General features: G+C 65.1%; 22 protein-coding genes. 12 read left to right on the top strand and 10 right to left on the bottom strand.

The window, feature by feature from the left end; genetic code table 11:
• Window positions 1–255: 255 nt before the first annotated feature.
• The 7 genes from ACLFQI_RS02575 to ACLFQI_RS02545 all read left to right on the top strand — a co-directional run bounded on the left by ACLFQI_RS02575 (window position 256) and on the right by ACLFQI_RS02545 (window position 6,835).
• On the top strand, window positions 256–591 hold the full coding sequence (locus ACLFQI_RS02575) for a DUF3127 domain-containing protein (RefSeq protein ID WP_410757258.1): 336 nt from the start codon (window positions 256–258) through the stop codon (window positions 589–591).
• Between the two features lie 169 nt (window positions 592–760).
• Window positions 761–2,515: a glycosidase gene (locus ACLFQI_RS02570; protein ID WP_410757257.1), complete on the top strand. Its 1,755-nt coding sequence runs from the start codon at window positions 761–763 to the stop codon at window positions 2,513–2,515.
• 130 nt (window positions 2,516–2,645) lie between these two features.
• On the top strand, window positions 2,646–3,011 hold the full coding sequence (locus ACLFQI_RS02565; RefSeq protein WP_410757256.1) for a response regulator: 366 nt from the start codon (window positions 2,646–2,648) through the stop codon (window positions 3,009–3,011).
• Entirely contained in the window at window positions 3,011–3,622 is a 612-nt protein-coding gene (locus ACLFQI_RS02560; RefSeq protein WP_410757255.1) for a hypothetical protein, read from the top strand. Before ACLFQI_RS02565 ends, ACLFQI_RS02560 begins: the two co-directional genes overlap by 1 nt.
• Entirely contained in the window at window positions 3,622–4,860 is a 1,239-nt protein-coding gene (locus tag ACLFQI_RS02555) for a diguanylate cyclase (protein ID WP_410757254.1), read from the top strand. Before ACLFQI_RS02560 ends, ACLFQI_RS02555 begins: the two co-directional genes overlap by 1 nt.
• Before the next feature lie 133 nt (window positions 4,861–4,993).
• A complete protein-coding gene (locus tag ACLFQI_RS02550; RefSeq protein WP_410757252.1) occupies window positions 4,994–5,887 on the top strand; it encodes an alpha/beta hydrolase in 894 nt (297 codons plus the stop codon).
• A 129-nt stretch (window positions 5,888–6,016) separates the two neighbouring features.
• The gene (locus ACLFQI_RS02545; protein ID WP_410757251.1) at window positions 6,017–6,835 is read left to right on the top strand and encodes an HAD-IIB family hydrolase; all 819 of its coding nucleotides are present in this window, start codon (window positions 6,017–6,019) and stop codon (window positions 6,833–6,835) included.
• Window positions 6,836–7,050: 215 nt separating this feature from the next.
• Here the strand turns inward: ACLFQI_RS02545 and galE are convergent, their stop codons facing one another.
• From galE to mgtE, 3 genes are all read right to left on the bottom strand, one after another.
• Window positions 7,051–8,097: a UDP-glucose 4-epimerase GalE gene (gene galE, locus ACLFQI_RS02540; RefSeq protein WP_410757250.1), complete on the bottom strand. Its 1,047-nt coding sequence runs from the start codon at window positions 8,095–8,097 to the stop codon at window positions 7,051–7,053.
• Between the two features lie 285 nt (window positions 8,098–8,382).
• Complete coding sequence (locus tag ACLFQI_RS02535; RefSeq protein WP_410757249.1) at window positions 8,383–8,826, bottom strand: hypothetical protein; 444 nt, start codon at window positions 8,824–8,826, stop codon at window positions 8,383–8,385.
• Window positions 8,823–10,244 (bottom strand): magnesium transporter, encoded by a 1,422-nt coding sequence (gene mgtE, locus ACLFQI_RS02530; RefSeq protein ID WP_410757248.1) that lies wholly within the window; start codon window positions 10,242–10,244, stop codon window positions 8,823–8,825. The genes ACLFQI_RS02535 and mgtE overlap by 4 nt, the downstream gene beginning before the upstream one ends.
• A 179-nt stretch (window positions 10,245–10,423) precedes the next feature.
• On the opposite strand from mgtE, the gene ACLFQI_RS02525 reads away from it, so the two are divergent.
• Together ACLFQI_RS02525 and crp are read left to right on the top strand one after the other, a co-directional pair.
• On the top strand, window positions 10,424–11,059 hold the full coding sequence (locus tag ACLFQI_RS02525) for a hypothetical protein (protein ID WP_410757247.1): 636 nt from the start codon (window positions 10,424–10,426) through the stop codon (window positions 11,057–11,059).
• Window positions 11,060–11,219: 160 nt separating this feature from the next.
• Window positions 11,220–11,864, top strand: coding sequence for a cAMP-activated global transcriptional regulator CRP (gene crp, locus ACLFQI_RS02520; protein WP_410757245.1), 645 nt, complete (start codon window positions 11,220–11,222; stop codon window positions 11,862–11,864).
• Window positions 11,865–12,005: 141 nt separating this feature from the next.
• Here crp and trpC read toward each other — a convergent pair whose 3' ends face one another.
• The 7 genes from trpC to rpmH are packed head-to-tail and all read right to left on the bottom strand — an operon-like array spanning window position 12,006 to window position 17,747.
• On the bottom strand, window positions 12,006–12,809 hold the full coding sequence (trpC, locus tag ACLFQI_RS02515; RefSeq protein WP_410757244.1) for an indole-3-glycerol phosphate synthase TrpC: 804 nt from the start codon (window positions 12,807–12,809) through the stop codon (window positions 12,006–12,008).
• Window positions 12,806–13,825 carry an anthranilate phosphoribosyltransferase gene (gene trpD, locus ACLFQI_RS02510; protein WP_410757243.1) on the bottom strand — a complete coding sequence of 340 codons (1,020 nt, stop codon included), beginning with the start codon at window positions 13,823–13,825 and terminating at the stop codon, window positions 12,806–12,808. Before trpD ends, trpC begins: the two co-directional genes overlap by 4 nt.
• A 27-nt stretch (window positions 13,826–13,852) precedes the next feature.
• Window positions 13,853–15,205 (bottom strand): tRNA uridine-5-carboxymethylaminomethyl(34) synthesis GTPase MnmE, encoded by a 1,353-nt coding sequence (gene mnmE / locus ACLFQI_RS02505; RefSeq protein ID WP_410757242.1) that lies wholly within the window; start codon window positions 15,203–15,205, stop codon window positions 13,853–13,855.
• Entirely contained in the window at window positions 15,202–16,899 is a 1,698-nt protein-coding gene (gene yidC, locus ACLFQI_RS02500; RefSeq protein WP_410757241.1) for a membrane protein insertase YidC, read from the bottom strand. The genes mnmE and yidC overlap by 4 nt, the downstream gene beginning before the upstream one ends.
• Before the next feature lie 19 nt (window positions 16,900–16,918).
• Entirely contained in the window at window positions 16,919–17,182 is a 264-nt protein-coding gene (gene yidD, locus ACLFQI_RS02495) for a membrane protein insertion efficiency factor YidD (RefSeq protein ID WP_410757240.1), read from the bottom strand.
• Complete coding sequence (gene rnpA / locus ACLFQI_RS02490; RefSeq protein WP_410757239.1) at window positions 17,179–17,610, bottom strand: ribonuclease P protein component; 432 nt, start codon at window positions 17,608–17,610, stop codon at window positions 17,179–17,181. The genes yidD and rnpA overlap by 4 nt, the downstream gene beginning before the upstream one ends.
• 2 nt (window positions 17,611–17,612) lie before the next feature.
• Window positions 17,613–17,747, bottom strand: coding sequence for a 50S ribosomal protein L34 (gene rpmH, locus ACLFQI_RS02485; RefSeq protein WP_323681005.1), 135 nt, complete (start codon window positions 17,745–17,747; stop codon window positions 17,613–17,615).
• 321 nt (window positions 17,748–18,068) lie between these two features.
• Here rpmH and dnaA point away from each other — a divergent pair, with 321 nt between their 5' ends.
• The 3 genes from dnaA (at window position 18,069) to recF (ending at window position 21,815) form a co-directional block, all read left to right on the top strand.
• Window positions 18,069–19,415 (top strand): chromosomal replication initiator protein DnaA, encoded by a 1,347-nt coding sequence (gene dnaA / locus ACLFQI_RS02480; protein WP_410757238.1) that lies wholly within the window; start codon window positions 18,069–18,071, stop codon window positions 19,413–19,415.
• A 195-nt stretch (window positions 19,416–19,610) separates the two neighbouring features.
• Window positions 19,611–20,723, top strand: coding sequence for a DNA polymerase III subunit beta (gene dnaN, locus ACLFQI_RS02475; RefSeq protein WP_410757236.1), 1,113 nt, complete (start codon window positions 19,611–19,613; stop codon window positions 20,721–20,723).
• Window positions 20,724–20,771: 48 nt separating this feature from the next.
• The gene (gene recF / locus ACLFQI_RS02470) at window positions 20,772–21,815 is read left to right on the top strand and encodes a DNA replication/repair protein RecF (protein ID WP_410757234.1); all 1,044 of its coding nucleotides are present in this window, start codon (window positions 20,772–20,774) and stop codon (window positions 21,813–21,815) included.
• Window positions 21,816–22,092 lie beyond the last annotated feature (277 nt).

Below are 22,092 nucleotides of genomic sequence, written 5' to 3'. Positions count from 1 at the left end.
CCTGCTGCCCTACCGCTCCCGCCTCGATCGGCTCGACCGAGACCGAGCCCACAAGGTGGCCGAGCGTCTGGGCATCGACTGTTATGGCGACTCGCTGGAGGTTCAGACCCTGTAACGACCAGGGAGACGGCGTCTTGCTGCGGAATGGCTAGCCAGGTCCCCCCAGCAAGGGTGCCGCGAGCGTGCAATCCGCAGCAGCGCTGGTACCATGCGATCCTGATACCAGACAACGCCAGCGCGGAGGCAGCAAACAAGATGGAGATGACAGGCAAGATCACCCAGGTACTGCCGGAGAAGAGCGGCACCTCGGCGCGCGGTCCCTGGCGCAAGCAAGAGTACGTGATCGAACTCCCCGGCGACTTTCCGAAGCAAGTCTGCTTCATGCTCTGGGGCGATCGCATCGATCAATTCGCGATCCGCGAGGGCCAGGAGTTGACCGTGAGCTTCGATCTCGAGAGCCGTGAGTACAACGGACGCTGGTACACCGACGTGAAGGCCTGGCGGGTCGCGCCGGCCAACGCCGACGACTCGGGCAGCGCCGGGCTCGGCGACAACGAGCCACCGCCCTACGATGACGAGCCCCCGTTCTGAGGACAGCCGGCCCTTGCCGTCCTTTCTTGCATTGACGCCAGGACCTTATTTAAGCTGGCGCCTGCCAGTGGGCCCCTTACGGGCAGCGCCATCGATATCCAGCTTCGAAACCATCGCCGCGCTGCGGCCGCAGACGCACCTCGAGCCGATTCAACGACACGAGTGATCTATGTCTCAAGAACAGCCTATTCGCCAAACGCTGCCGACCGGGGTGATGCTCAATGCCTACCCCGATAGTATCGGTGGCCGTCTCTCCGACATCGTCGATGTACTGAAACGGCCCGAGTTCAAAGATACCTTTTCTTTGTTCTACATCCTGCCGACCTTCTTCAACAGCGACCTCGATCGCGGCTTCTCGATCATCGACTACGGACTCAACGAGGAGCTGGTCACGCCCGAGGATCTCGCCGAGCTGAATCAGCTCAATATCAACTTCAAGCTCGATCTGGTGCTCAACCACCTCTCGGTGCAGTCGCATCAGTTCCAGGATCTGATCGAGCACGGCAACGAGTCCACCTACAAGGACTTCTTCGTCGACTGGAACGAATTCTGGCACGAGCATGGCACCGTCGGCCCGGACGGGACCATCATCCCGACCGAGGAGTACCTGCAGAAGCTGTTCATGCGCAAACCCGGACTGCCGATCCTCAAGGTGCGCTTCCCGGATGGCACGGATCGTCTGTACTGGAACACCTTCTACCAGGATGTCAGCTACCAGGAACTGGAACCGGCGGATCTCGCCGAGGTCGAGGGCCTCTCCTCGGACGACGCGCCGGCGGTGACCTCGATCGTCAATCAGGCCATCGCGGCCAAGACCGATCCGGCGGCGATCGATCTCGACGGCTATTCCGAGCACAAGGACGCGATCCTGAGTGTCATCGAGCGCAAGCGTCAGTATCTTGGGCAGATGGACCTCAACGCCCGCTCCGAAAAGGTCTGGAGCTTCTACGAGGAGACCCTGAAGCGCCTGCGCGACTATGGCGCCAAGATCATCCGCCTCGATGCCTTCGCCTATCTGCATAAGGTGCCGGGCGAACCGAACTTCTTCAATCGTCCCGGCACCTGGGATTATCTCGAACGCCTGAAACGTATCGCCGAGGCTAACGACCTCATCGTCTTCCCCGAGATCCATGCCGAATACGGCACTGGACTGCACGAGGAGGTCGCGAGCAAGGGCTTTCCGATCTACGACTTCTTCTTCCCCGGCCTAGTCATCGACGCGCTCGAGCGCGGCACCAATCAGGCGTTGCTGCGTTGGATCGACGAGATCCGCACCAAGGGTCTACAGACCATCAACATGCTCGGCTGCCACGATGGTATCCCGTTGCTGGATCTGCGCGGCAAGGCCGAGGCCGGCAGCTTCCGCGAAGGGCTGCTGGACGAGGAGCAGATCGAGGCGACCATGGCGCGTGTCACCGAGCGCGGCGGGCGCGTCAAGAACCTCTATGGCCCGGATGGCCGCAAGATCGCCTACTATCAGATCAATGCCACCTTCTTCAGCGCGCTTGGCGAGGATGAGCAGAAGCTGTTGATGGCGCGCGCCATCCAGCTCTTCATGCCCGGCATCCCGCAGATCTGGTATCTGGATCTGTTCGCCGGCAAGAACGACTACGAGGCCGCCGATCGCGGCGGCGCCGCCGGCCATAAGGAGATCAATCGCACCAACCTCTCGCTCGATGATGTCGAGGCCGGGCTCAAGCGGCTGGTGGTCCGCGACCAGCTCAAGTTGCTGCAGCTGCGTAACACCTGCCCGGCGTTTCGCGGCGACTTCGAGGTCCTTCCGAGCGACCAGCACGCGCTGCACATCCGTTGGCGCAACGGCGACAACCTGGCGACGCTGGAAGCGGATCTGCGCAATAGCAGCTTCCGCATCAGCGCCAGCGACGGCCAGGGCGACGAGCAACGGTTCTGGTTCGAACGCTGAGCGCTGGCGCGCGCGCAACAACGCCAAGACATCGCTTCCACAGGTTGACCCGCATGAGTCCGCATCGATCGAATACGACGCCCTCGCTGGTTGCGATCATTGCCGACCACATCAACTCTGCTGTTTTGTTATGAAGCTGCTCATCGTCGACGACTCGCGCATGGCCCGGCGCCTACTCATCGGTCTTCTGCGCGAGACCGGGCTGAAAGACGCTGAAATCATTCAGGGGGAAAACGGCGAAGAAGGCGTCAGTCTGTGGCGTGAGCACGCCCCGAACCTCATTTTCCTCGACCTGACCATGCCGGTGATGGACGGCTTTGCCGCGCTCCAAGCGATTCGCGCGCATGACCTCAAAACCCCCATTCTCGTGGTCTCGGCCGATATCCAGTCGCGCGCCGTGGCCAAGGTCATGGCCGACGGCGCCGATGGCTTCATCGACAAATCGGCGCTGCAAACCGAACTGCAAGGTCATCTGCGACGCCTAGGGTTCCTTTGATGGAAGGACTCAATGAGGATCAGCTCGACTGTCTTGGCGAGCTTATCAATGTCGCCTCCGGCAAGGCGACGGCGCGCATCGCCGACATCATGGGTGCCTTCGCCACCATGCGCCCACCGCAAATCGACCTGATCGACACCTACCGCTTTCGCGGCATCCTGCGCGATGCCTGCGCGCCGAACGAGGGCTGTTATCTGGCCCGGCAGGTGTTTCGCGGCGATGTCAGCGGCGAGGCGATCTTTCTGCTCGATCACACCTCGGCCGCCAATATCGCCGCCTACCTCGAAGCGCAGCTGGATGGCGACAGCAACGACGATCACGATGTCCTGCTGGAGCTGAGCAACATCGTCACCGCCGCGATGATGCGCGAACTCTCGCGGCAGATCGAAGCCCGCATCACCCTCGGCGAGCCTGACCTGCAGCACCTGAGCCTTACGCCGATTGCCAAGCCGCCGGCGACCAGCCGTTCCGATCATATCGTCAAGATCGAAACCCTGATCGAGTTTTCCGAGCAGCACATTCGGGGGCGCATCTTTATCTTGACGCATAGCCAGTGTTTCGACTGGATTCGATGCAGCCTGAACCGTGTACTCAAGGGTCTGCCATATTGATGCAGTCGGTTGCCGATCAACTCTCCAGCGGCATCCTGATCGTCGATCAGGAACTGACCGTGCTCGCCTGGAACCGCTGGATGAGCCAGCACGCGGAGATCGACGCGGCGGCAGCGGTTGGCCAACCCCTTGATGCGTTGTTTCCGGATTTACCCGCGGCCACCCTGAAGCGGCGCGTGAAAGCAGCGCTGCAACTGCAATCGCCGTCGTATTTGCAGCCGCGCAAAGGGTATCTGTTCCGGGTCGCGCTCGATCGCATCATCGACTCGCATTTCGCCTACATGCAGCAGCGCATTCGCATCCTTCCGGACGAGAATCAATCGCACCGCGCCATTATCGTCGTCGACGATGTCACCGCAACCCGCGAGGCGGAGGCCCGGGCCGCCGCGGCCGCCGAGGCCTCGCGGCGCTATCTCGAACTGATCGACAACCATGTCATGACGCTCGGCGTCGACGCTAACGAGCGCGCGACGCGCGCCAGCTCGGCGCTCCTCCAGGCCAGCGGCTGGACCCTCGAGCGCCTGCGCGGCACCACGCTCGATGCGCTCGGCCTGGGACAGCTCGACACCCAAGACACCGACAACGGTCAGCTGCCGGAACGCGCGGTACTGCGCGCCGATGGCAGCACGCTCTGGGTGCGGGTGCGCAAGGCGCAGGGGCTGGAAGCCGAAGCCGGCGACGAACATTATCTGGTGTTGCAGGACATCAGTCTGCAAAAAGAGATTCAGGCGCTGTCGGAACGCGATGCGCTCACCGGCGCCTACAATCGCATGAAGTTCGATCAACTGCTGCTGGAAGCCATCTCGGCGGAACAGCGCTATGGTCAGCACTTCTCGCTGATTCTCTGCGATATCGACCACTTCAAGCGCATCAATGACAACCACGGCCATCTGGTCGGCGATAGCGTGCTCAAGCAGTTCACCACCTTGCTGCAGGTGCAAACCCGCTCGAACGACCAGCTCGCGCGCTGGGGTGGCGAGGAGTTCGTCGTCCTGCTGCCGTTGGCCAATGCGGAGGCAGCGAGGACCGCCGCAGAAAAACTCCGCCAAGCCATCCTCGCGGCACACTGGCCGCCGATCGGCAAACTCAGCGCCAGCTTTGGCGCCGCCTTCCATGCGCCGCAAGAATCCGCCGATTCGTTGCTGGATCGCGCGGATGTTGCCCTCTATCAGGCCAAAGAGGCGGGCCGCAATCGCGTCTGCGTGGCCGCCGCGCCGGTATCGGCCCCCGAGGCTTGACGCCGAGCCTCACGCTCAGCCAGGCCAACCACCTCCATCGGCCCCGATCCTCGCTGGTGCGCTGGCCGATCTCGTTGTCCTGAACCCCAATTTGTCACTGCGCGCGCGAACCGGCCACGGGTAGAGTGGCGCGATGATCGATTCCATCATCGCCACCACGCCACTGACGCTGGCGCTGCCAACGTTTCTTGCAGTGCTCGTCGCGGGCCTGATTCCGCTCGGTGTCCATCTCGGCTTTCGGGCACCGCGCGTGCCCGCGACTGGCTCGCCGGCGGATCTCGGGCTCGCGTTCGAGAGCGTTCGCTTCCCGACCCTGCGCGGCCGCGCCCTCACCGGATGGCTGTTGCCGGCCGCCGGTGCCACGCGGACGGTCATCATCCTGCATGGCTGGGGCAGCAATGCCGAGCAGATGCTGCCCCTGGCGCAGCCGTTGCGTCGCACTGGGTTCAACGTGCTGCTGTTCGATGCGCGCAATCATGGCGCAAGCGACAGCGACACCTTTTCCTCGCTGCCGCGCTTTGCCGAGGATCTGGGCGCCGCGATCGCCTGGCTGCGGTGCGAGCATCCAGCGCGCTCGGCAGGGATCGCGGTGCTCGGGCATTCGGTCGGCGCCGGTGCGGCGCTGTTCGAGGCAACGCGCAATCCGCACATCGAGGCGGTCATCAGCATCGGTGCCTTCGCCGATCCGGCCCAGCTCACCGAGCGCTATCTGGCGCGGCTGCGTCTGCCGCGTTTCGTCGTCGAGCTGACCAAGCGCTATGTCGAATGGGTGATCGGCGAGCGCTTCGCGACCATCGCCCCGGTCAATAGCATCCGCCGGGTTCGCTGCCCGGTGCTGCTGATCCATGGCGATCGGGACCAGACCGTGCCGATCGAGGATGCCCGACGCATCGCCGCGGCCGCTGATCCGACGCGGGCGCGGCTGTTGGTGGTGGCGGGTGGCGACCATGATTCGGTCGATCGGATCGAGGCCCATGCCGATGAGCTGCTGAGTTTTCTTCGATCAGCGTGGCGCGCCGCCACCTGAGCACTCCAGCGGCCGATACGAGGTCTCGCGGTGCCGGCCGGGTTGCGGTTTGACGGATCCTAGCCGATCTGTCGAAATGGCATGCAACGGCACGATCCTGTCCCATTGCATCAGAACGGAGATCCCGAGATGAAAATGCTTGCCACCGACCTCGATCGGACCCTGCTACCGAACGGCCGTTGGCCCGCCGATCCGGGCGCGATCGAACTGTTCAACGACCTCACCGAGCGCCAGGGGATCTTCGTGGTCTATGTCACCGGCCGCAACCTGCGCCTCGCCGAGGGCGCGATCCGCGAGTTCGGCATCCGCCCTCCCAATGTCCTGATCGGCGACGTCGGCACCTCGATCCGCCGCTTCGAGGACGGCCAGTGGCAGATCGATGAGGCCTGGGTCGAACATGTGAAACAGGTCTGCCCGCGTTGGGATGCCGCTGCCGTGCGCGAAGCGGTGGCCGACGTCGACGGGCTGCGCGAGCAGGAGGCGGAGCATCTGAGTCCGTTCAAGCAGAGCTACTACGTCGATCACGCCAACCAGGACGCGGTGATGGCGCAAGTGACCGAGCGCACCCAGGACCGCTTCGACGAGGTCGCGATCTACAGCTTCGACTCGCAGAGCGGCGACGGCCTCCTGGATTTTCTGCCCAAGGCGGCCACCAAGCAGACCGCGCTCGAGTTCCTCGCCGAGCAGACCGGCGTGCCCAAGCAGGAGGTGGTGTTCTGCGGTGACAGCGGCAACGACATCTTCCCGCTCACCGCCGGCTTCTCGGGCGTGCTGGTGCGCAATGCCGACGAGCAGTTGGTCGAGAAGGTGCGCGAGGCCCAGGCGCAGAATCCGGACTTGCGGGCCTACTTCGCCAGCGGCGGCTTTAGGGGGCTGAGCGGCTACTACACCAGCGGGGTGCTCGAGGGCGCCCATCATTATGGGGTATTAGCGGACGAGGACGCCTGACTCGACGGGCGATCAGGCGATTGACGGAAATCCCGCCTTGGACCGGTAGCGACCGCAGCTTCTAGTGCTCGATGGTTGGATGCCGCATCGATGATCGCCCTTGCCCTGACGCACAAACACGAACATCCGGTGGAACCTGGGCTTCTGGGTCAGTGTTGTCCGGCAATCAGGTCGAGCGGCGATCGCGTCGGCCTGCCGGCGCCGGGATCACCGGATCAGGTGGCTCGGTCGAGACCGGAATCCGGATCGGCGTCAGGATAGCCATCCGGATTCTGCGACTGCCAGCGCCAGGCATCGGCGACCATCTGTTCCAGCCCGCGCTCGGCCTGCCAGCCGAGTTCGGCGCGGGCATAGGCGGGATCGGCGTAACAGGTTGCGATATCGCCAGGCCGCCGGCCGACGATCCGATAGGGCACCGAGCGACCGCTCGCGGCCTCGAACGCGCGCACCATCTCGAGCACGCTGTAGCCCTGCCCGGTGCCGAGATTGCAGGTCAGGAGCCCAGGGACCGCCGGTAACCGCTCCAATGCCGCCAAGTGGCCGCGCGCCAGATCCACCACATGGATGTAGTCGCGCACCCCGGTGCCGTCCGGGGTTGGATAGTCGTCGCCGAAGACCTGCAACGCCTCGCGCTTGCCGGCCGCGACCTGGCCGATGAACGGCATCAGGTTGTTCGGCATCCCGTTCGGGTCCTCGCCGATGCGCCCGCTCGCATGCGCGCCGACCGGATTGAAATAGCGCAGCAGGGCAATCTCCCAGCTCGGATCGGCGCGGTAGAGGTCGCGCAGGATCTCCTCGATGAAGAGCTTGGTGCGGCCATAGGGATTGGTCGCCGAGAGCGGGAAGTCCTCGCGAATCGGTACCGTTGCCGGATCGCCATAGACCGTCGCCGAAGAGCTGAACACCAAGCGCTTGACGCCCGCCTTGTCCATTGCCCGGCACAGGGCCAGGGTACCGCCGAGGTTGTTCTCGTAGTAATCGAGCGGAATCGCGCTCGACTCGCCGACCGCCTTGAGGCCGGCGAAATGGATCACGGCATCGAACGCATACGCCGAGAACAAGGCCTCGAGCGCGGCCGCATCGCGCACGTCGGCGCGCACGAAGTCGAGCGGCCGGCCGCTGATCTCGCGCACCCGTCGCAGGGATTCCAGCTTGCTGTTGCTGAGATTATCGACCACGACCAGCGCATGCCCGGCGGCGAGCAGCTCGACGCAGGTGTGGCTGCCGATGTAGCCGGCTCCGCCTGTGACCAGTACCTTCATCCGCGCCTCCCGGCAACAGGGCGCCGCTCATGCAGTCAACGGCGCCGGGAATCGATGTCTCGTCTGCCAGTATAACGATTCGCCCCGAGGCGCGAACAAGATAGGTCCCGGGGAAAACACGGCAAGACCGGCGGAACACCACCCAGCCCGAACTCCAGTTGCAGCGGCCTTAGCCTATCGACGGCGAGGGAATCGCTGAGGGAATCGCCAAATCAACGTCAGCGCTCTTGCGGACAACGTTTGGAGCCGAATCCAGATCGGACCTCGTGATCGGCGTCAGCCGGCTCAAGGCGCTGAACCCTGCAACCGCAGCCAGACACGCAATTGTCGCAACCGCTCCGGCGCGATCACCTCCTCCGTGAGGATCAGCGACGGATAGCGCAGCCAGCCGACCCGAAAATGCAGGATCACCACTGGCACCGTGACCAGCGTGCTCGGCAACAGCACCGCCTGGCGCTGGCGACCGTTACGAAAGCCGAGCTGCCAGCCCTGCTCGGACCAGGTCGCCTCCCGCAGCGACCAGGGCGCCAGTGCGAGCACCCGTGCCCACAGCGTATCGCCGAGGCTCAGCGCGACCAGGAGCAGCAGCAGCCCGCGCGCCACCGGTTCGAGCGGGACGACGAGCAAGACCGCTGCCGCTAGCAGATGCACGCTCAGCAGCATCAGCGCGAGCCAGCGCGAACGGCGCGGCTGCAACCGCAGCGGCGGCCGACGGCGATGATCGCTCATAGGTAGAACGCCATCATCAGCAGGAAGAACAGCGCCACCGAGAGGATGTCGTTGCCGGTGGTGATGAAGACACCAGTGGCCATCGCCGGGTCGATCCCGATCCGCTCCAGCAAGATCGGGATGCTGGCGCCGACGATCACCGCCACCAGGATCACCGAGAGCAACGCCAACCCGGCGGTCAAGGCCAGGATGAGCGGCTGCCGGACCTCGATGAATGATCCCACCAGCAGCACCAGCGCGATCAAGACCACCGCCACGATGACACCATTGACCAGCGCCGCGACCAGTTCCTTGCCCAACCGCCAGCCGAGATCGGCAACGGTGATGGTCCCGCTCGACAGACCTTGCACCGCCACGGTCGCGGCCTGGATGCCGGCGTTGCCGGCCATCGACATCACGATCGGGATGAAGCTCGCCAGGATCGCCGCCTTCGCCAGCTGATCCTCGAAGGCCCCGACCACCAGCGCCGACAGACTGGCCCCGGCGAGTCCCGCCAGCAGCCAGGGGATACGCCCGCGCACGATGCGCCGAACCGATTGATCGGGGCGCGAATCCGCCGGCAGTCCCGACATCAGATTCAGATCCTCCTCGGCCTCCTCGCGCAGCACGCGGTGCAACTGCTTGGGCGTGATGCGGCCGATCAGGCGCCCCTCACGATCCACCACCGGCACCACCGAGAGTTCATAGCGATCGGCGAAGCGAGCCACCTCTTCCTGGTCGGTCTCCGGGCCGACCGCGACGAAGTCGGTCTGCATGATCTCTTGCACCGGCGTCTGCCTCGGCGCCAGCAGCAGATCGCGCAGACGCAGATAGCCGACCGGACGTTGCTCGGCATCGACCACATTCACCGCATAGAGCTTCTCGATGGCGTCGGCGTTACTGCGGATATCGTCCGTGACCTGGCCGACGGTCCAATCGTTCGGCACCGCGACGAACTTGCGGCTCATGATACTGCCGGCGGATTCCTCGCCGTAGCCGCGCAGCGCCTCGATGGTCTCGCGCTCGCGCAGCCGTGGCAGCACCTGCTCGGCGACCTCCTCGGGGAGATCGTCGAGCGCATCGGCGGCTTCCTCGGGTTCGAAGCCGTCGAGCACATCGATCAGCCGCTGCACCGCGACATCTTCGAGCAAGGCGGCGCGGAACGACGGATTGAGTTCGGCGATGATGCGCAGCTGCGGTTGATCCAGCCAGCTGGTCAGCTTGCGCGCGCGCTTCAGCGGCAGATGCACGAACAGCGAGACCATGCTCGACGGCGGCATTCGGCGCACCGCCTTGAGGACGGTCTCCCGCGCGCCGGCCTTGATCAGGCGCGCGAACTCATCGACCACGGCCCGATTCGGCTCGTTCAAGTCCTCGCTGACCGCCTTGTTGGTCTCGGCATGCCAGATCAGTGGAATCTGTGGTTTCTTGGCTTTCATCGTTGGACCTTCGTTGCCAGTCAAGCGACATGATCCGGCGGCAGCCCCCTTGCCGAAGCAAGAAACGCTGTTTTATCAATGTTTACAGAACGCTAAGGACTAGACACGAAACTTTTTCAAGTTATGATCAGGGTACTCGAAAACCGAATCCGAGCCGGCTCCGCCGAGGTACCCGCCCGATGTCCGATTCACTCCAGTCCGTGCTCACCGCCATCCCCGAGGCATTCTTCCACCGGCTCGAGGAACGCCTGACCCAGTGCACCGCCGTGGCCTATCGTCAGGCCCAGCGCACCCCCCCGGACGCCCCCGCCTACCGCATGCGACTCGGCAATGCCCGCTATTTCGAGCGCGCCGAGGCCTTTCGCCGCAGCGCCGAGGATATCGGCCTGCATTATCGCTACGAACACGTCAACACGCATGCCTTCGCGCTCGCCACGAGCGGCCCGTTCCGCATCACCCACGCCAAGGTCGAACACTGGGGCGACCCGATCGAGCAAAAGGAGTACAAACAGGCCCTGGCCCGCCACAACCCAAGCAGCGGCGAGCCGGGCGCACGCCGACCCGAGACCGACCCCGATTCCCCGCTGTTCGCGGTGGTCCTGGTGCTCTACGCCCGTCCCGGGACCGGGCAGGACGAGACCATCCCCATGCGACTCGGTTTCGGCATCCCGACCTGCGATCTCAGGGGCTGGCACCTGCTCAAGACCCTCGATGCGCTCTATCTGGCCTATGCCGAGCGCGCGCCGAAGACCCTCGACCAGGCGCGCCCGGTGCTCAGAGCGGATCCTGCGCGAACCCATCAGCGCTCTTCATGACCGTGTTCCCCGCGCCTGCGGGGATGAACCTCTCGGTATCAGGCCACCGCTTCCGGCCACACGCCGCGTCGAGCGCGTCAGCGGCCTGCAAGCATCGCAACCGCCTCGAAGCGAGACTTGCTAGACTAAAACGACCCACTGCCAAGAGGTGCGCGAGTCGATGCTTAAGCCGCCCCAAGAACCAACCTGGCTCAAGCCGTTCTTGAGCTATTGCCATACGAAACATTACGAGAAGCACACCGATTTCATTCGCGTCGGGCAGCCGGCGGAGAGCCTGTACTATCTGATCGATGGCTCGGTCACGGCGCTCCTCGAGGACGATCATCGCCATGAACTCACCTTGGCTTATATCAACAAGGGAGAATTCATCGGCGAGATGGGCCTGTTCCATCCCTTGACCGCCCGCAGCGTGATCGTGCGCACGCGGGAGCCTTGCACCATCGCTGAAATCAGCTACACCCGCATCCAGCAGTTGCTCCATCGCGAACTCAGCGAGCACGCGCTCGGGATGCTGTTGGCAATCGGTGAACAACTCGCGCAGCGGTTGCGCCAAACCAGCCGCCAGGTCGGCGATCTCGCCTTCCTCGATGTCACCGGCCGCATCGCCGGCGCTCTGCTTGAACTGTGCAAGCAACCAGACGCCATGACCCATCCCGACGGCATGCAGATTCGCATCACGCGCCAGGATCTGGCCCGCATGGTCGGTTGCTCGCGCGAGATGGCCGGTCGGGTGCTGAAGACGCTCGAGGAAAAAGGCCATATCAGCGTCGCCGGCAAGACCATCGTCGTCTTCGGCACCCGCTGAGCGAGGATATTCGTTGAGGCGATCGACGCAAATCGCCCGAGCGTCGAGCGACGCATCTTGCGACCTGGCCGCGCGCCAGCGGCCTGAGCCAGGACCGCGGCTCGAAGGCGCCTCAAGCCAGGCGCGGCCCGGGCTGCAATCTCAGGCCGGGGCGAAGAGCCTGGCGAGGGTCTGCCCTGGGTCAGCGGTGCGCATCAAGGACTCGCCGACCAGGAACCCATGCACGCCCTGCTCGCGCATCAGCTCAACATCGGCGCGGGCGTGGATGCCGCTCTCGGTGATCAGTAGCCGCTCCGAGGGCACTTGCGCGCGCAGGTCCAGGGTGGTCCGCAGGTCGACCTCGAAGCTGCGCAGATCGCGGTTGTTGATGCCCAACAGGCGACCCGGCAGCGCCAACGCGCGCTCCAGCTCCCGCGCGTCGTGGACCTCGGTGAGCACGTCGAGTCCAAGTTCCGCAGCCAATGCGCCGAGTTCGGCCAGGGCCGCGTCCGCGAGACAGGCGACGATCAGCAGGATGCAGTCGGCGCCCATCGCCCGCGCCTCGATCACCTGATAGGGATCGACGATGAAGTCCTTGCGGATCACCGGCAGCGCGCAGGCCGATCGCGCCGCGATCAGATGCGCGTCATCGCCCTGGAAGAAGTCGCGATCGGTCAACACCGACAGACAGCAGGCACCGCCGGCGGCATAGGAACGCGCGAGCCAGGCCGGATCGAAGTCGGCCCGGATCAGCCCCTTGCTCGGACTCGCGCGCTTGATCTCGGCGATCACCGCCGCGTCGCCGCTGGCGACGCGGCGCTGCAGTGCGGCGGCGAAGCCGCGCGGCGGATCGGCCTCGGCCAGGCGCGCCTCCAGGCTGGAACGCGGCAGCCGTTGCTTGCGTTCGGCGACCTCCTCGCGCTTGCGCGCGACGATGCGCCTGAGGATATCGGGGGTCTCGTTCATAGGGTCTTGGCCAGCGCGATCAGGGCATCGAAGCGCTGGCGGGCGGCACCGCTGGCGATCGCCGCAGCGGCCAGGCGCACGCCGTCGGCGAGCGAGTCGGCGACATCGGCCGCGTAGATCGCCGAGCCGGCATTGAGCACGACGATATCGCGCGCGGCACCCGGCCGGTTATCCAGCACATCGAGCAACAAGGCCAGACTCTGCGCCGGGTCCTCGACACGGATCGTGTCCAGGCTCGAACGGCTCAGGCCAACATCCTCGGGCGCCAGACTGTAGCGGCTGATCGCGCCATCCTTCAACTCGGCGATCTCGGTGCGCTCGGCCACACTGATCTCGTCGAGACCGTCGCGCGCGTGCACCACCAACACATGCGTCGAGCCCAGGCGTTGCAGCACCTCGGCCAGGGGCATCAGCAAGGTCTCGGAGAACACCCCGAGCACCTGGTGATGCACGCCAGCCGGGTTCGTCAAGGGTCCCAGCACGTTGAAGAGGGTGCGGATACCCAGCTCGCGACGCGGCCCGACCGCATGCTTCATCGCGCCATGATGCGCCGGCGCGAACATGAAGCCGACGCCGACCTCGCGCACGCAGCGCGCCACCTGCTCCGGGCTTAAGTCCAGGCGCAGTCCGGCGGCCTCGAGCACATCCGCCGCGCCCGATTTCGAGGATACCGAGCGGTTGCCGTGCTTGGCGACATGACAGCCCGCCGCCGCCGCCACGAAGATGCTGGTGGTCGAGATGTTGAAGGTGCCGGAGGCGTCCCCGCCGGTGCCGACGATGTCGACCGTCGGCGCCAGCCCAGCGAGGTCGACACCGGTCGCCAAGCCGCGCATCACCCGCGCCGCCGCCGCGATCTCGGTCACGGTCTCGCCCTTGAGCCGCAGCGCCACCAGGAAGCCCGCCACCTGCGCCGGCGTGGCCTGGCCGGTCATGATGGCGTCCATCGCCGCGGTCATTGTCTCCTCGTCGAGATCATGGCCGTCGACGACCTGCGCGATTGCCTGTTTCATCGTCATCGGTTCCTCCGCGAGACATTCAACGTCTTACTTGCCAATACAGAATTCGCTGAAGATGCGCCCGAGTAGGTCGTCCGAACCGACCGCGCCGGTGATCTCGGCCAAGGCCTGTTGTGCCATGCGCAGATCGTCGGCGACCAGCTCCGGCGCTGCCGCCGCCTGCCAGGCCGCGCGCGCTTCGAGCATCCGGTCGCGGCCAAGGCGCAGTGCCTCGACGTGGCGACGGCGCGCCGAGAAGTCTCCGCTGCCCGGCCCCTGATAGCCGGCAACCGCCTTGAGATGGTCGCGCAGCGCGTCGAGACCGGCGCCGGTCAGCGCCGAACAGCCGATTTCGGGTTGGCCGTCAGCGGTGATCGTCAAGCCTGCGGGGCGCCCGCTGCGATCGATCTTGTTGCGCAGGAGGGTCACTGGCACCCGCAGGTCCAACCCGAGTGCGTCAAGATGCGCGGATACCCTGCCCTGCGCGCAGGGCAGGGTATCGTCGATCAGCAGCAGCAGATGATCGGCCTGCGCGATCTGCGCCCGCGCACGCCGAATCCCCTCCTGCTCGACCGGATCGCTCGACGGGCGCAGGCCGGCGGTATCCACCAACCGCAGCGGCAGACCGTCGATCTGGATCTCGGCGCGCAGCAGATCGCGGGTGGTGCCGGGACGCTCGGTGACGATGGCCGCGTCGGTGCCAGCCAGCGCGTTCAGCAGGCTGGATTTGCCGGCATTGGGCGCCCCGGCGATCGCCACCAGGAGCCCGTCACGGATCAGCTCGCCTTGGTGGGTGCTGGCGAGCAAGCGCTCGGTGGCCTCGATCAGGCTCGCCAAGTCGGCCTCGCCGATCCCGAGGTCGTCGAGATCCTCGTCGGGAAAGTCCAAGCCGGCCTCGATCTGCGCGCGCAGCCGGGTCAGGCGCTCGACCAGATCCTCGACGCGGCGCGAGAAGACGCCTTGCAGACTGCGGCTGGCGAGCCGGGCCTGGGTCTCGGTGGCGGCCTGGATCAGGTCCGCGATGGCCTCGGCCTGGGCCAGGTCGAGCTTGCCGTTGACGAAGGCGCGCTCGCTGAACTCGCCGGCGCGGGCCGGGCGCGCGCCCAGCTCCAGCACCCGCGCGAGCAGCAGGTCGAGCACGCGCGCGCCGCCGTGGCCCTGGAGTTCGAGCAGATCCTCGCCGGTGAAGGAGCCGGGGGCCGGGAACCAGAGCGCGAGCCCTTGGTCGATCACCTCGCCCTGGGCATCGACGAAGCCGCGCAGCACCGCTTGGCGTGGCGCGGGCAGGGTGCCGAACAGCGCGCGTCCAATCTCGCCGGCGGCCGGTCCCGAGACGCGCACGATGCCGACCGCGCCAGTGCCCGGCGCGGTGGCGATCGCGGCGATGGTCGCGCCCGTCATTTGCCCTTCTTCGAAGCGCCTCCTCCCTGCGCGGTTGCCTGTTCGACCTTGCGCGTGATGTACCACTGCTGGGTGATCGAGAGCAGATTGTTCACCGTCCAGTAGAGCACCAGGCCGGACGGGAAGAAGGCGAAGAAGACAGTGAACACGAACGGCAGCGCCATGAAGATCTTGGCCTGCATCGGGTCCGGCGGCGGCGGGTTCAGCTTCTGCTGCACGAACATGGACAGGCCCATGATCAGCGGCAGGATGTAGAAGGGATCGGGCTCGGTCAGGTTATCGAGCCAGAGGATGAAGGGCGCGTGGCGCAATTCGACGCTCTCGAGCAGCACCCAGTAGAGGGCGATGAAGACCGGGATCTGCACCAGGATCGGCAGACAGCCGCCGAGCGGATTGACCTTCTCCTTCTTGTACAGCTCCATGAAGGCCTGATTCAGCTTCTCCTTGTCGTCGCCATAGCGGTCCTTCAGGGCCTGGATGCGCGGCGTCATCTTGCGCATGTTGGCCATCGACTTGTAGCTGGTCTCGGAGAGCTTATAGAAGGCCGCCTTGATCAGGATCGTCAGGATGATGATGGCCCAGCCCCAGTTGCCGACGAGCGAGTGGATCGCATTCAACAGCCAAAAGATCGGTTGCGCGAGGATGGTCAGCCAACCGTAGTCGACCGCCAGGTCCAGGCCCGGGGCGATCTCGGCCAGCCGGTCCTGGAGCTTGGGCCCGGCGAAGAGTTCGCTCTCGAAGCTGTGGCTGGCGCCGGCCGGGATGCTGAACGCGGGCGAGTAGGCGCCGATGATGTATTGGCTGCCGTTATCGACCGCCTTGGTGTAGAAATGCTGCTCGACACCGCTCGGCGGAATCCAGGCCGCCATGAAGTAATGCTGGATCATCGCCACCCAGCCATCGGTGATGGTCACGTCCAGCGGACGCTTGCCGATATCGTCGAAGGATTCCTTCTTGTACTTGACCTCCGGCCCATAGTAGACGCCGCCGGTGTAGGTATGGATGAAGCTCGACTTGTTCGGGTCGTACAGCTCGGTGCGCTTCAGCTGCTGGTAATCCCGTACCGAGATCGGCGCCTCGCTCTGGTTGATCACCTCTTGGCTGGCCTGGATCAGATAGCGTCCGCGCTCGAAGCGGTAACGCTTGATTACCCGCAGTCCGGCATCGTTCTCCCAGGACAGCTCGACGAGCAGCTGGTTCTCGTCCTCGGCCAGGGTGTAGCGCGTGTTGGCCGGGGTGAACACCGCGTCATGGGTCGGCAGCGTGCCGTTCGGGCCGCCGAGCAGCCCCGATTGGACGATGAACAGATTCGGCGTCGTCGGCTTCAGCAGCTGGAACGGCCGCGTCGGATCGTCGGCCTCCTGCTTGTAGTCGAGCAGGTGGAGCGACTGGATGGTGCCGCCGCGCGCCGAGATCTCGGCGCGCAGCACGTCGGTCTCGACGATGATCGGCTCCGCGCTCTGGGCGTCATTGCCGGCGGTGCTCGCCATGCTGCCGGCTTCCCGAATGGTCGGGGCTTCGACGGCCGGCGCTGCGGGTGCATCGGCGGGGGTTGCGGAATCGCCTCCGGCGGCGGGGGCTTGCGTGCTCTGCGAAGGAGCCGGCGGGGTTCCGTAATCCTCGACCCAGGCCTGATAGATCAGAAACAGGACGAAGGCGAGGGCCAGGATCAAGATCAGGCGCATGTTTTCCATGAGGGGGAGACGACTTGCGCTAGCGGTTGGTGGAGGTATGAGGGTGAGAGGTCGGCGAGGTCTTCGCCGGCGGCACCGGATCGACGCCGCCTGGATGCCAGGGATGGCAGCGCAGCAATCGCCGGCAGCCCAGCCAGGTGCCGCGCAAGACCCCATGCTGCTCGATCGCCTCGATGGCATATTGCGAGCAGGTGGGATAGAAGCGGCAATGATTGCCGAGCAGCGGGCTCAAAAAGAGCTGATAGCCGCGCAACAACCCGCGCGCAAGCCGGCGCGCGATCATCGGGCCAGCTCCCGCCAGTGCGCCGCGAGCGCGGCGCTCAGGGTGGCGTTGTCGGCATCCACGGCCGCGCGGCGGCAGAGGACCACCAGGTCGACACAAGGCAGCTCGGCCCGAGCATGACGAAAACTGTCACGAATCACGCGCTTGATCCGGTTGCGGGCGACCGCTCGCGGCACGCTGCGCTTGGAGATGGCCAAGCCGAGCCGAGCGGTCCCGAACGGTTCCGAAAAGGACTCGTCGGCCAGCGCCCGAGCGCGGGCGAGGACGGTGAAGTAGCGGTCCGCAGAGCGGCGCGCGCCGGCGAAGACGCGCTCATAGTCTCCGGCGTCCAGCAAGCGCGCCGAGCGCGGAAAGGCGAACGACGGCTGGTGTGGAGGCTGCGGCGGCTGCTCATGATCGGTATCGGCTCGCGCCGGCCGGATCGACAAGGCTAGGGCGTCAACCGCGCGCGGCCCTTGGCACGCCGGGCCTGCAACAGCTTACGGCCATTGCGCGTGGCATTGCGCGCTCGGAACCCGTGCGTGCGGGCACGCTTGAGGCGACTGGGTTTGAAGGTCTGTTTCACGCGAGAGTCTCCACGAATGATGCCCCGCCAGGGCGGGATCGGCCAATCCAGGTCAAGGTTGCTGTTCGGTGCTCGTGACAACGGGCATCGGCTGGGACGATGGTCGACCATCGGAGCGCGGGGCCAGCCGGACGCTCCCGTAGAGCAAGACCGCCCATATTAGAACGCGCCCGGGCATGGGTCAACGCCTAGCGCATTCTTTCGAACCGCCGCGATCTCGCGCCGGCTGTGGATAACCGCCCCCTCGAAGACTAGACTGAGGCGTCGATGTCGCTACCCAGGCGACCCCCCACCACCCACGATCAACAAGAGGATCGGCCTATGCCGAAGCTCTGGGACCAGTGTACAAGCCTGCTGAAACAGGATCTCACTGACTCTGAATTCAACACCTGGATCATGCCGCTGCAAGCCAGCGAGGAGGAAGGGCGACTGCGCCTGTTCGCCCCCAACCGCTTCGTCAAGGATTGGGTGAAGCAGCATTACGAAACCCAGATCGCCACCCTCTGCCTGGGCGTCAGCGAGGGCCGCATCGAGCACGTCAGCTTCGAGATCGGGGCGCTGCGCAAACAGCAGGATGACGGCACGCCCGGCATCGACAGCGGCCCCGGCGCGGCGGACGCGGATGCGACGCTCGAGAAGCGACGCGCCGATGCCTGCCTCAACCGGGCCTTCAACTTCGAGTCCTTTGTCGAAGGCAAGTCGAATCAGATCGCGCGCGCGGCCTCGATCCAGATCGGCCAGAACCCGGGCACGGCCTACAATCCGCTCTTCGTCTACGGCGGGGTCGGACTCGGCAAGACGCATCTGATGCATGCCATCGGTAACGCCATCATCGAGGCCAACCGCAAGGCACATGTGATCTATGTCCACTCCGAGCGTTTCGTCTCCGACATGATCCGAGCGCTCCAACACAACGAGATCGACAAGTTCAAGCGGCTCTACCGGCGCGTCAATGTGCTCCTGATCGACGATGTGCAGTTCTTCGCCGGCAAGGATCGCTCGCAGGAAGAGTTCTTCCACACCTTCAACGCCCTGTTCGAGGCCCAGCAACAGATCGTGCTCTCGAGCGACCGTTTCCCGAAGGAGGTCAGCGGTCTCGAGGAACGCTTGCGCTCGCGCTTCGGCTGGGGGCTGACGGTTGCCATCGAGCCGCCGGATCTCGAGACCCGGGTCGCCATCCTGAACAGCAAGGCGACCATGCTGCAGATGGTGTTGCCGGATGACGTCGCCTTTTTCGTCGCCAAGCGCGTGCGCTCGAACATCCGCGAACTCGAGGGCGCCTTGCGTCGCCTGGCCGCCAATTCGCGCTTCCTCGGTGTCCCGATCACGGTCGAGTTCGCCAAGGACGCGCTGCGCGACATGCTGGTGGCTCAGGACAAGCAGGTCTCGATCGAGAACATCCAGAAGGCCGTCGCCGCGCATTACAAGATCCGCGTCAGCGATCTCCTCTCTTCGAGCCGATCCCGCTCGGTGGCGCGCCCGCGGCAGGTCGCCATGACGCTGGCCAAGGAACTCACCAAGCACAGCCTGCCGGAGATCGGCAAGGCCTTCGGCGGGCGGGATCACAGCACCGTGATCCATGCCGCCCGCAAGGTGACGGAGTTGCGCGCGGGCGACACCATGATCGAAGAAGACTATAAGATCCTGTTGAGAACACTACAGAATTGACTGTGGATAACCTGCGCATGGTTTGCCCGGCGAATCTTATCCACAGCTTGCACACACCCAAACAGCGTCTTGCCGAACAGGTTTCGTTGAGAGCCAACCGGCTGTTGTCTCAACAGTTTCAGCGGCCCTGCCGGGTTATCCACGGGGCCTATTGCGACAACTGTTTGGATCTTTTCAGATAAAGAGTAATGACTCATGAAAATTTTCGTCGATCGGTCTGTTCTGCTCCCGGCTCTGTCGGTTGTCGGTGGCGTTGTCGAGCGTCGTCAAACCTTGCCGATCCTTGGCAACCTGCTGCTCACCGCCGAGGACGGTTGGCTACGCCTGAAGGGCACCGATCTCGAGATCGAGATCAGCAGCGCCGCCGTTGCCGAGATCGAGGAGGCCGGCGCCATCACCTTGCCCGCGCGCAAGCTGATCGATATCTGCCGCTCCCTGCCGGAAGACGCGCGCATTCAGATCAAAGTCCAAGGCGAGCGCGCGAGCGTCTCCTCCGGGCGCAGTCGTTTCATGCTCAGCACCTTGCCAGCGGCGGATTTTCCGGCCATGGAGGTGCCGCCGGCGCGGATCGGCTTGCAGATGGAACGCGAGACCCTGCACCGACTGCTCGAGAAGACCTCCTTCGCCATGGCGCAGCAGGATGTGCGTTACTACCTCAACGGGGTCCTGCTCGAACTCTCGACCGAGCGCGCGGTCGCCGTTGCCACCGATGGTCATCGCCTCGCCAAGGTCGTGGCGGTCCTGACTGGCGAAGGCGAAGGCCTCGGGAGCGAGCCGACGCAGGTCATCGTGCCGGCCAAAACGGTCTTGGAGTTGAAGCGACTGCTCGGCTCGGCCCAGGAGCAGATCCGGATCGAACTCTCGGAGCGCACCCTCAAGGTCGAACTCGGCAAGACGCTGGTGATCTCCAAGCTCGTCGAAGGTCAGTATCCGGATTACAACCGCGTCATCCCGGCGGATCTCGAACGCCATGCCAGCATCGATCGCGATCGGCTCAAGGGCGCGCTACAACGCACCGCCATCCTCTCGAACGAGAAATACAAGGGCGTGCGAGTGACCTTCGAGAACGGGCGGCTGGGGCTGCAAACCCAGAATCCGGAAAAGGAGGAGGCCGAGGACGAGATCGAGATCGCCTATGAGGGCGAGTCGGTATCGATTGGGTTCAACGTCGCCTATGTGCTCGATGTCCTCGCGGCAGTGGATGCGGAGACGGTCGAGGTCCGCTTCCGCAGTGCCGAGAGCAGCGCGGTCTGGCAGGGGCTTGGGGCCGAGGATGAGATCTTCGTCATCATGCCCATGCGGCTCTAGTCCAGGCGCTCATCGAACCTTCGTCTCCGAGGACTTGCGTCGCGCGATATGCGGTTAGATCGCGTCCGAATCCAATGCTTCAGGAATCTGCACGCGGTCGACATCGAGATCCCCGAGGGCCTGAGCTGGGTTGTCGGCCCCAATGCGGCCGGCAAGACGGCCTTGCTCGAGGCGATCTACTGCCTCGGTCGCGGGCGCAGCTTTCGCGGGCGCCGCTTCAGGAGTCCGATCGAACAGGGGTTCAGCCGGTCCCACGTCCAAGGCTGGATTCGCCATCCGCTGGGGCCGACGCGCCTGGATTGGTCGAGCAACGCCGATGAACGCGCGCAGCGGCAGCGCGCGGATGTCGCGTTGCCGGTGCGCCTCATCTGCGAGTGGACCCATGCCCTCGTCGATGGCGAGCCCTCGCTGCGCCGGCGTTTCATCGATTGGAATCTCGCGCGCTGGGATCGCTCGGCGGTGGCGGTGTTCTCCCGTTATCGGCGGCTCGCGGCGCAACGCAATGCCTGGTTGCGCTCCGGTGCCGCTGGGCCGCCGGTCTGGGATCGGGCCTATGCCGAGGCACTGGCGGCGCTCCTCGCGCTGCGGGCGCGCTTCTTCGCGGCCTTGGTCGATGCCTTTCGTCGGGTGAGCGCCGAGGCGGAATGGTTGACCGAACTTGAGCCCCACTGGGAAGGGCTGGTCGCCGAACCGAGCGACTTGCTTGCTCGGCTGGAGCGGATGCGCGCGGCCGATCGCGAGCGCGGCTTCACCTATCTTGGCGCGTCGCGCGCGGATTTTTCGGTGCGACGTCAGGGCGAGCCCTGGGTGGCCTCGCGGGGTCAGGGCAAGGTGGCGGGCATCATGCTCCAGCTTGCCGCAGAGGCCTCGGTCTCTGCCGCCGAGGGCCACGCCGCCATCTGGCTGGTGGATGATCTCGATGCCGAGTTGTCCCCGGAATGGAGCGCGCGCGCCATGGCATTGTTGCGACGGCAACCTGGCCAAATCCTAGTCACGGCGCTGACTGGCAAGAGGATTCTCGAGGCCTCGCGCACGGCGGAGGATGCCGTGTTCCACGTGGAACATGGAACCGTGGAGCGGATTGCACGATGAGTATCCCCTGAGTAGTTACGATCGATGGCTTGATCGGCGATCAGCCACGAGTGCGCTGATCCGACCGCGCCGACTCGCGCTCCAGACAGGTTCCACGTGGAACCCCCGCCTGGACAACGTGATTCCGACTCGACCGCGCGCAGCGATCACCGTGTTCCACGTGGAACCCCCACCTGGACAACGTGACCCCGACTCGCCCGCGCGCAACGATCGCCGTGTTCCACGTGGAACCCCCGCCTGGACAACGTGACCCCGACTCGCCCGCGCGCAGCGATCG

The organism is Halochromatium sp., from assembly GCF_046541315.1.
In the GTDB taxonomy this organism is placed as follows: domain Bacteria; phylum Pseudomonadota; class Gammaproteobacteria; order Chromatiales; family Chromatiaceae; genus Lamprobacter.
Note: the sequence above shows the minus strand (reverse complement) of the source record. Positions and strands in the feature narration are given on the sequence as shown.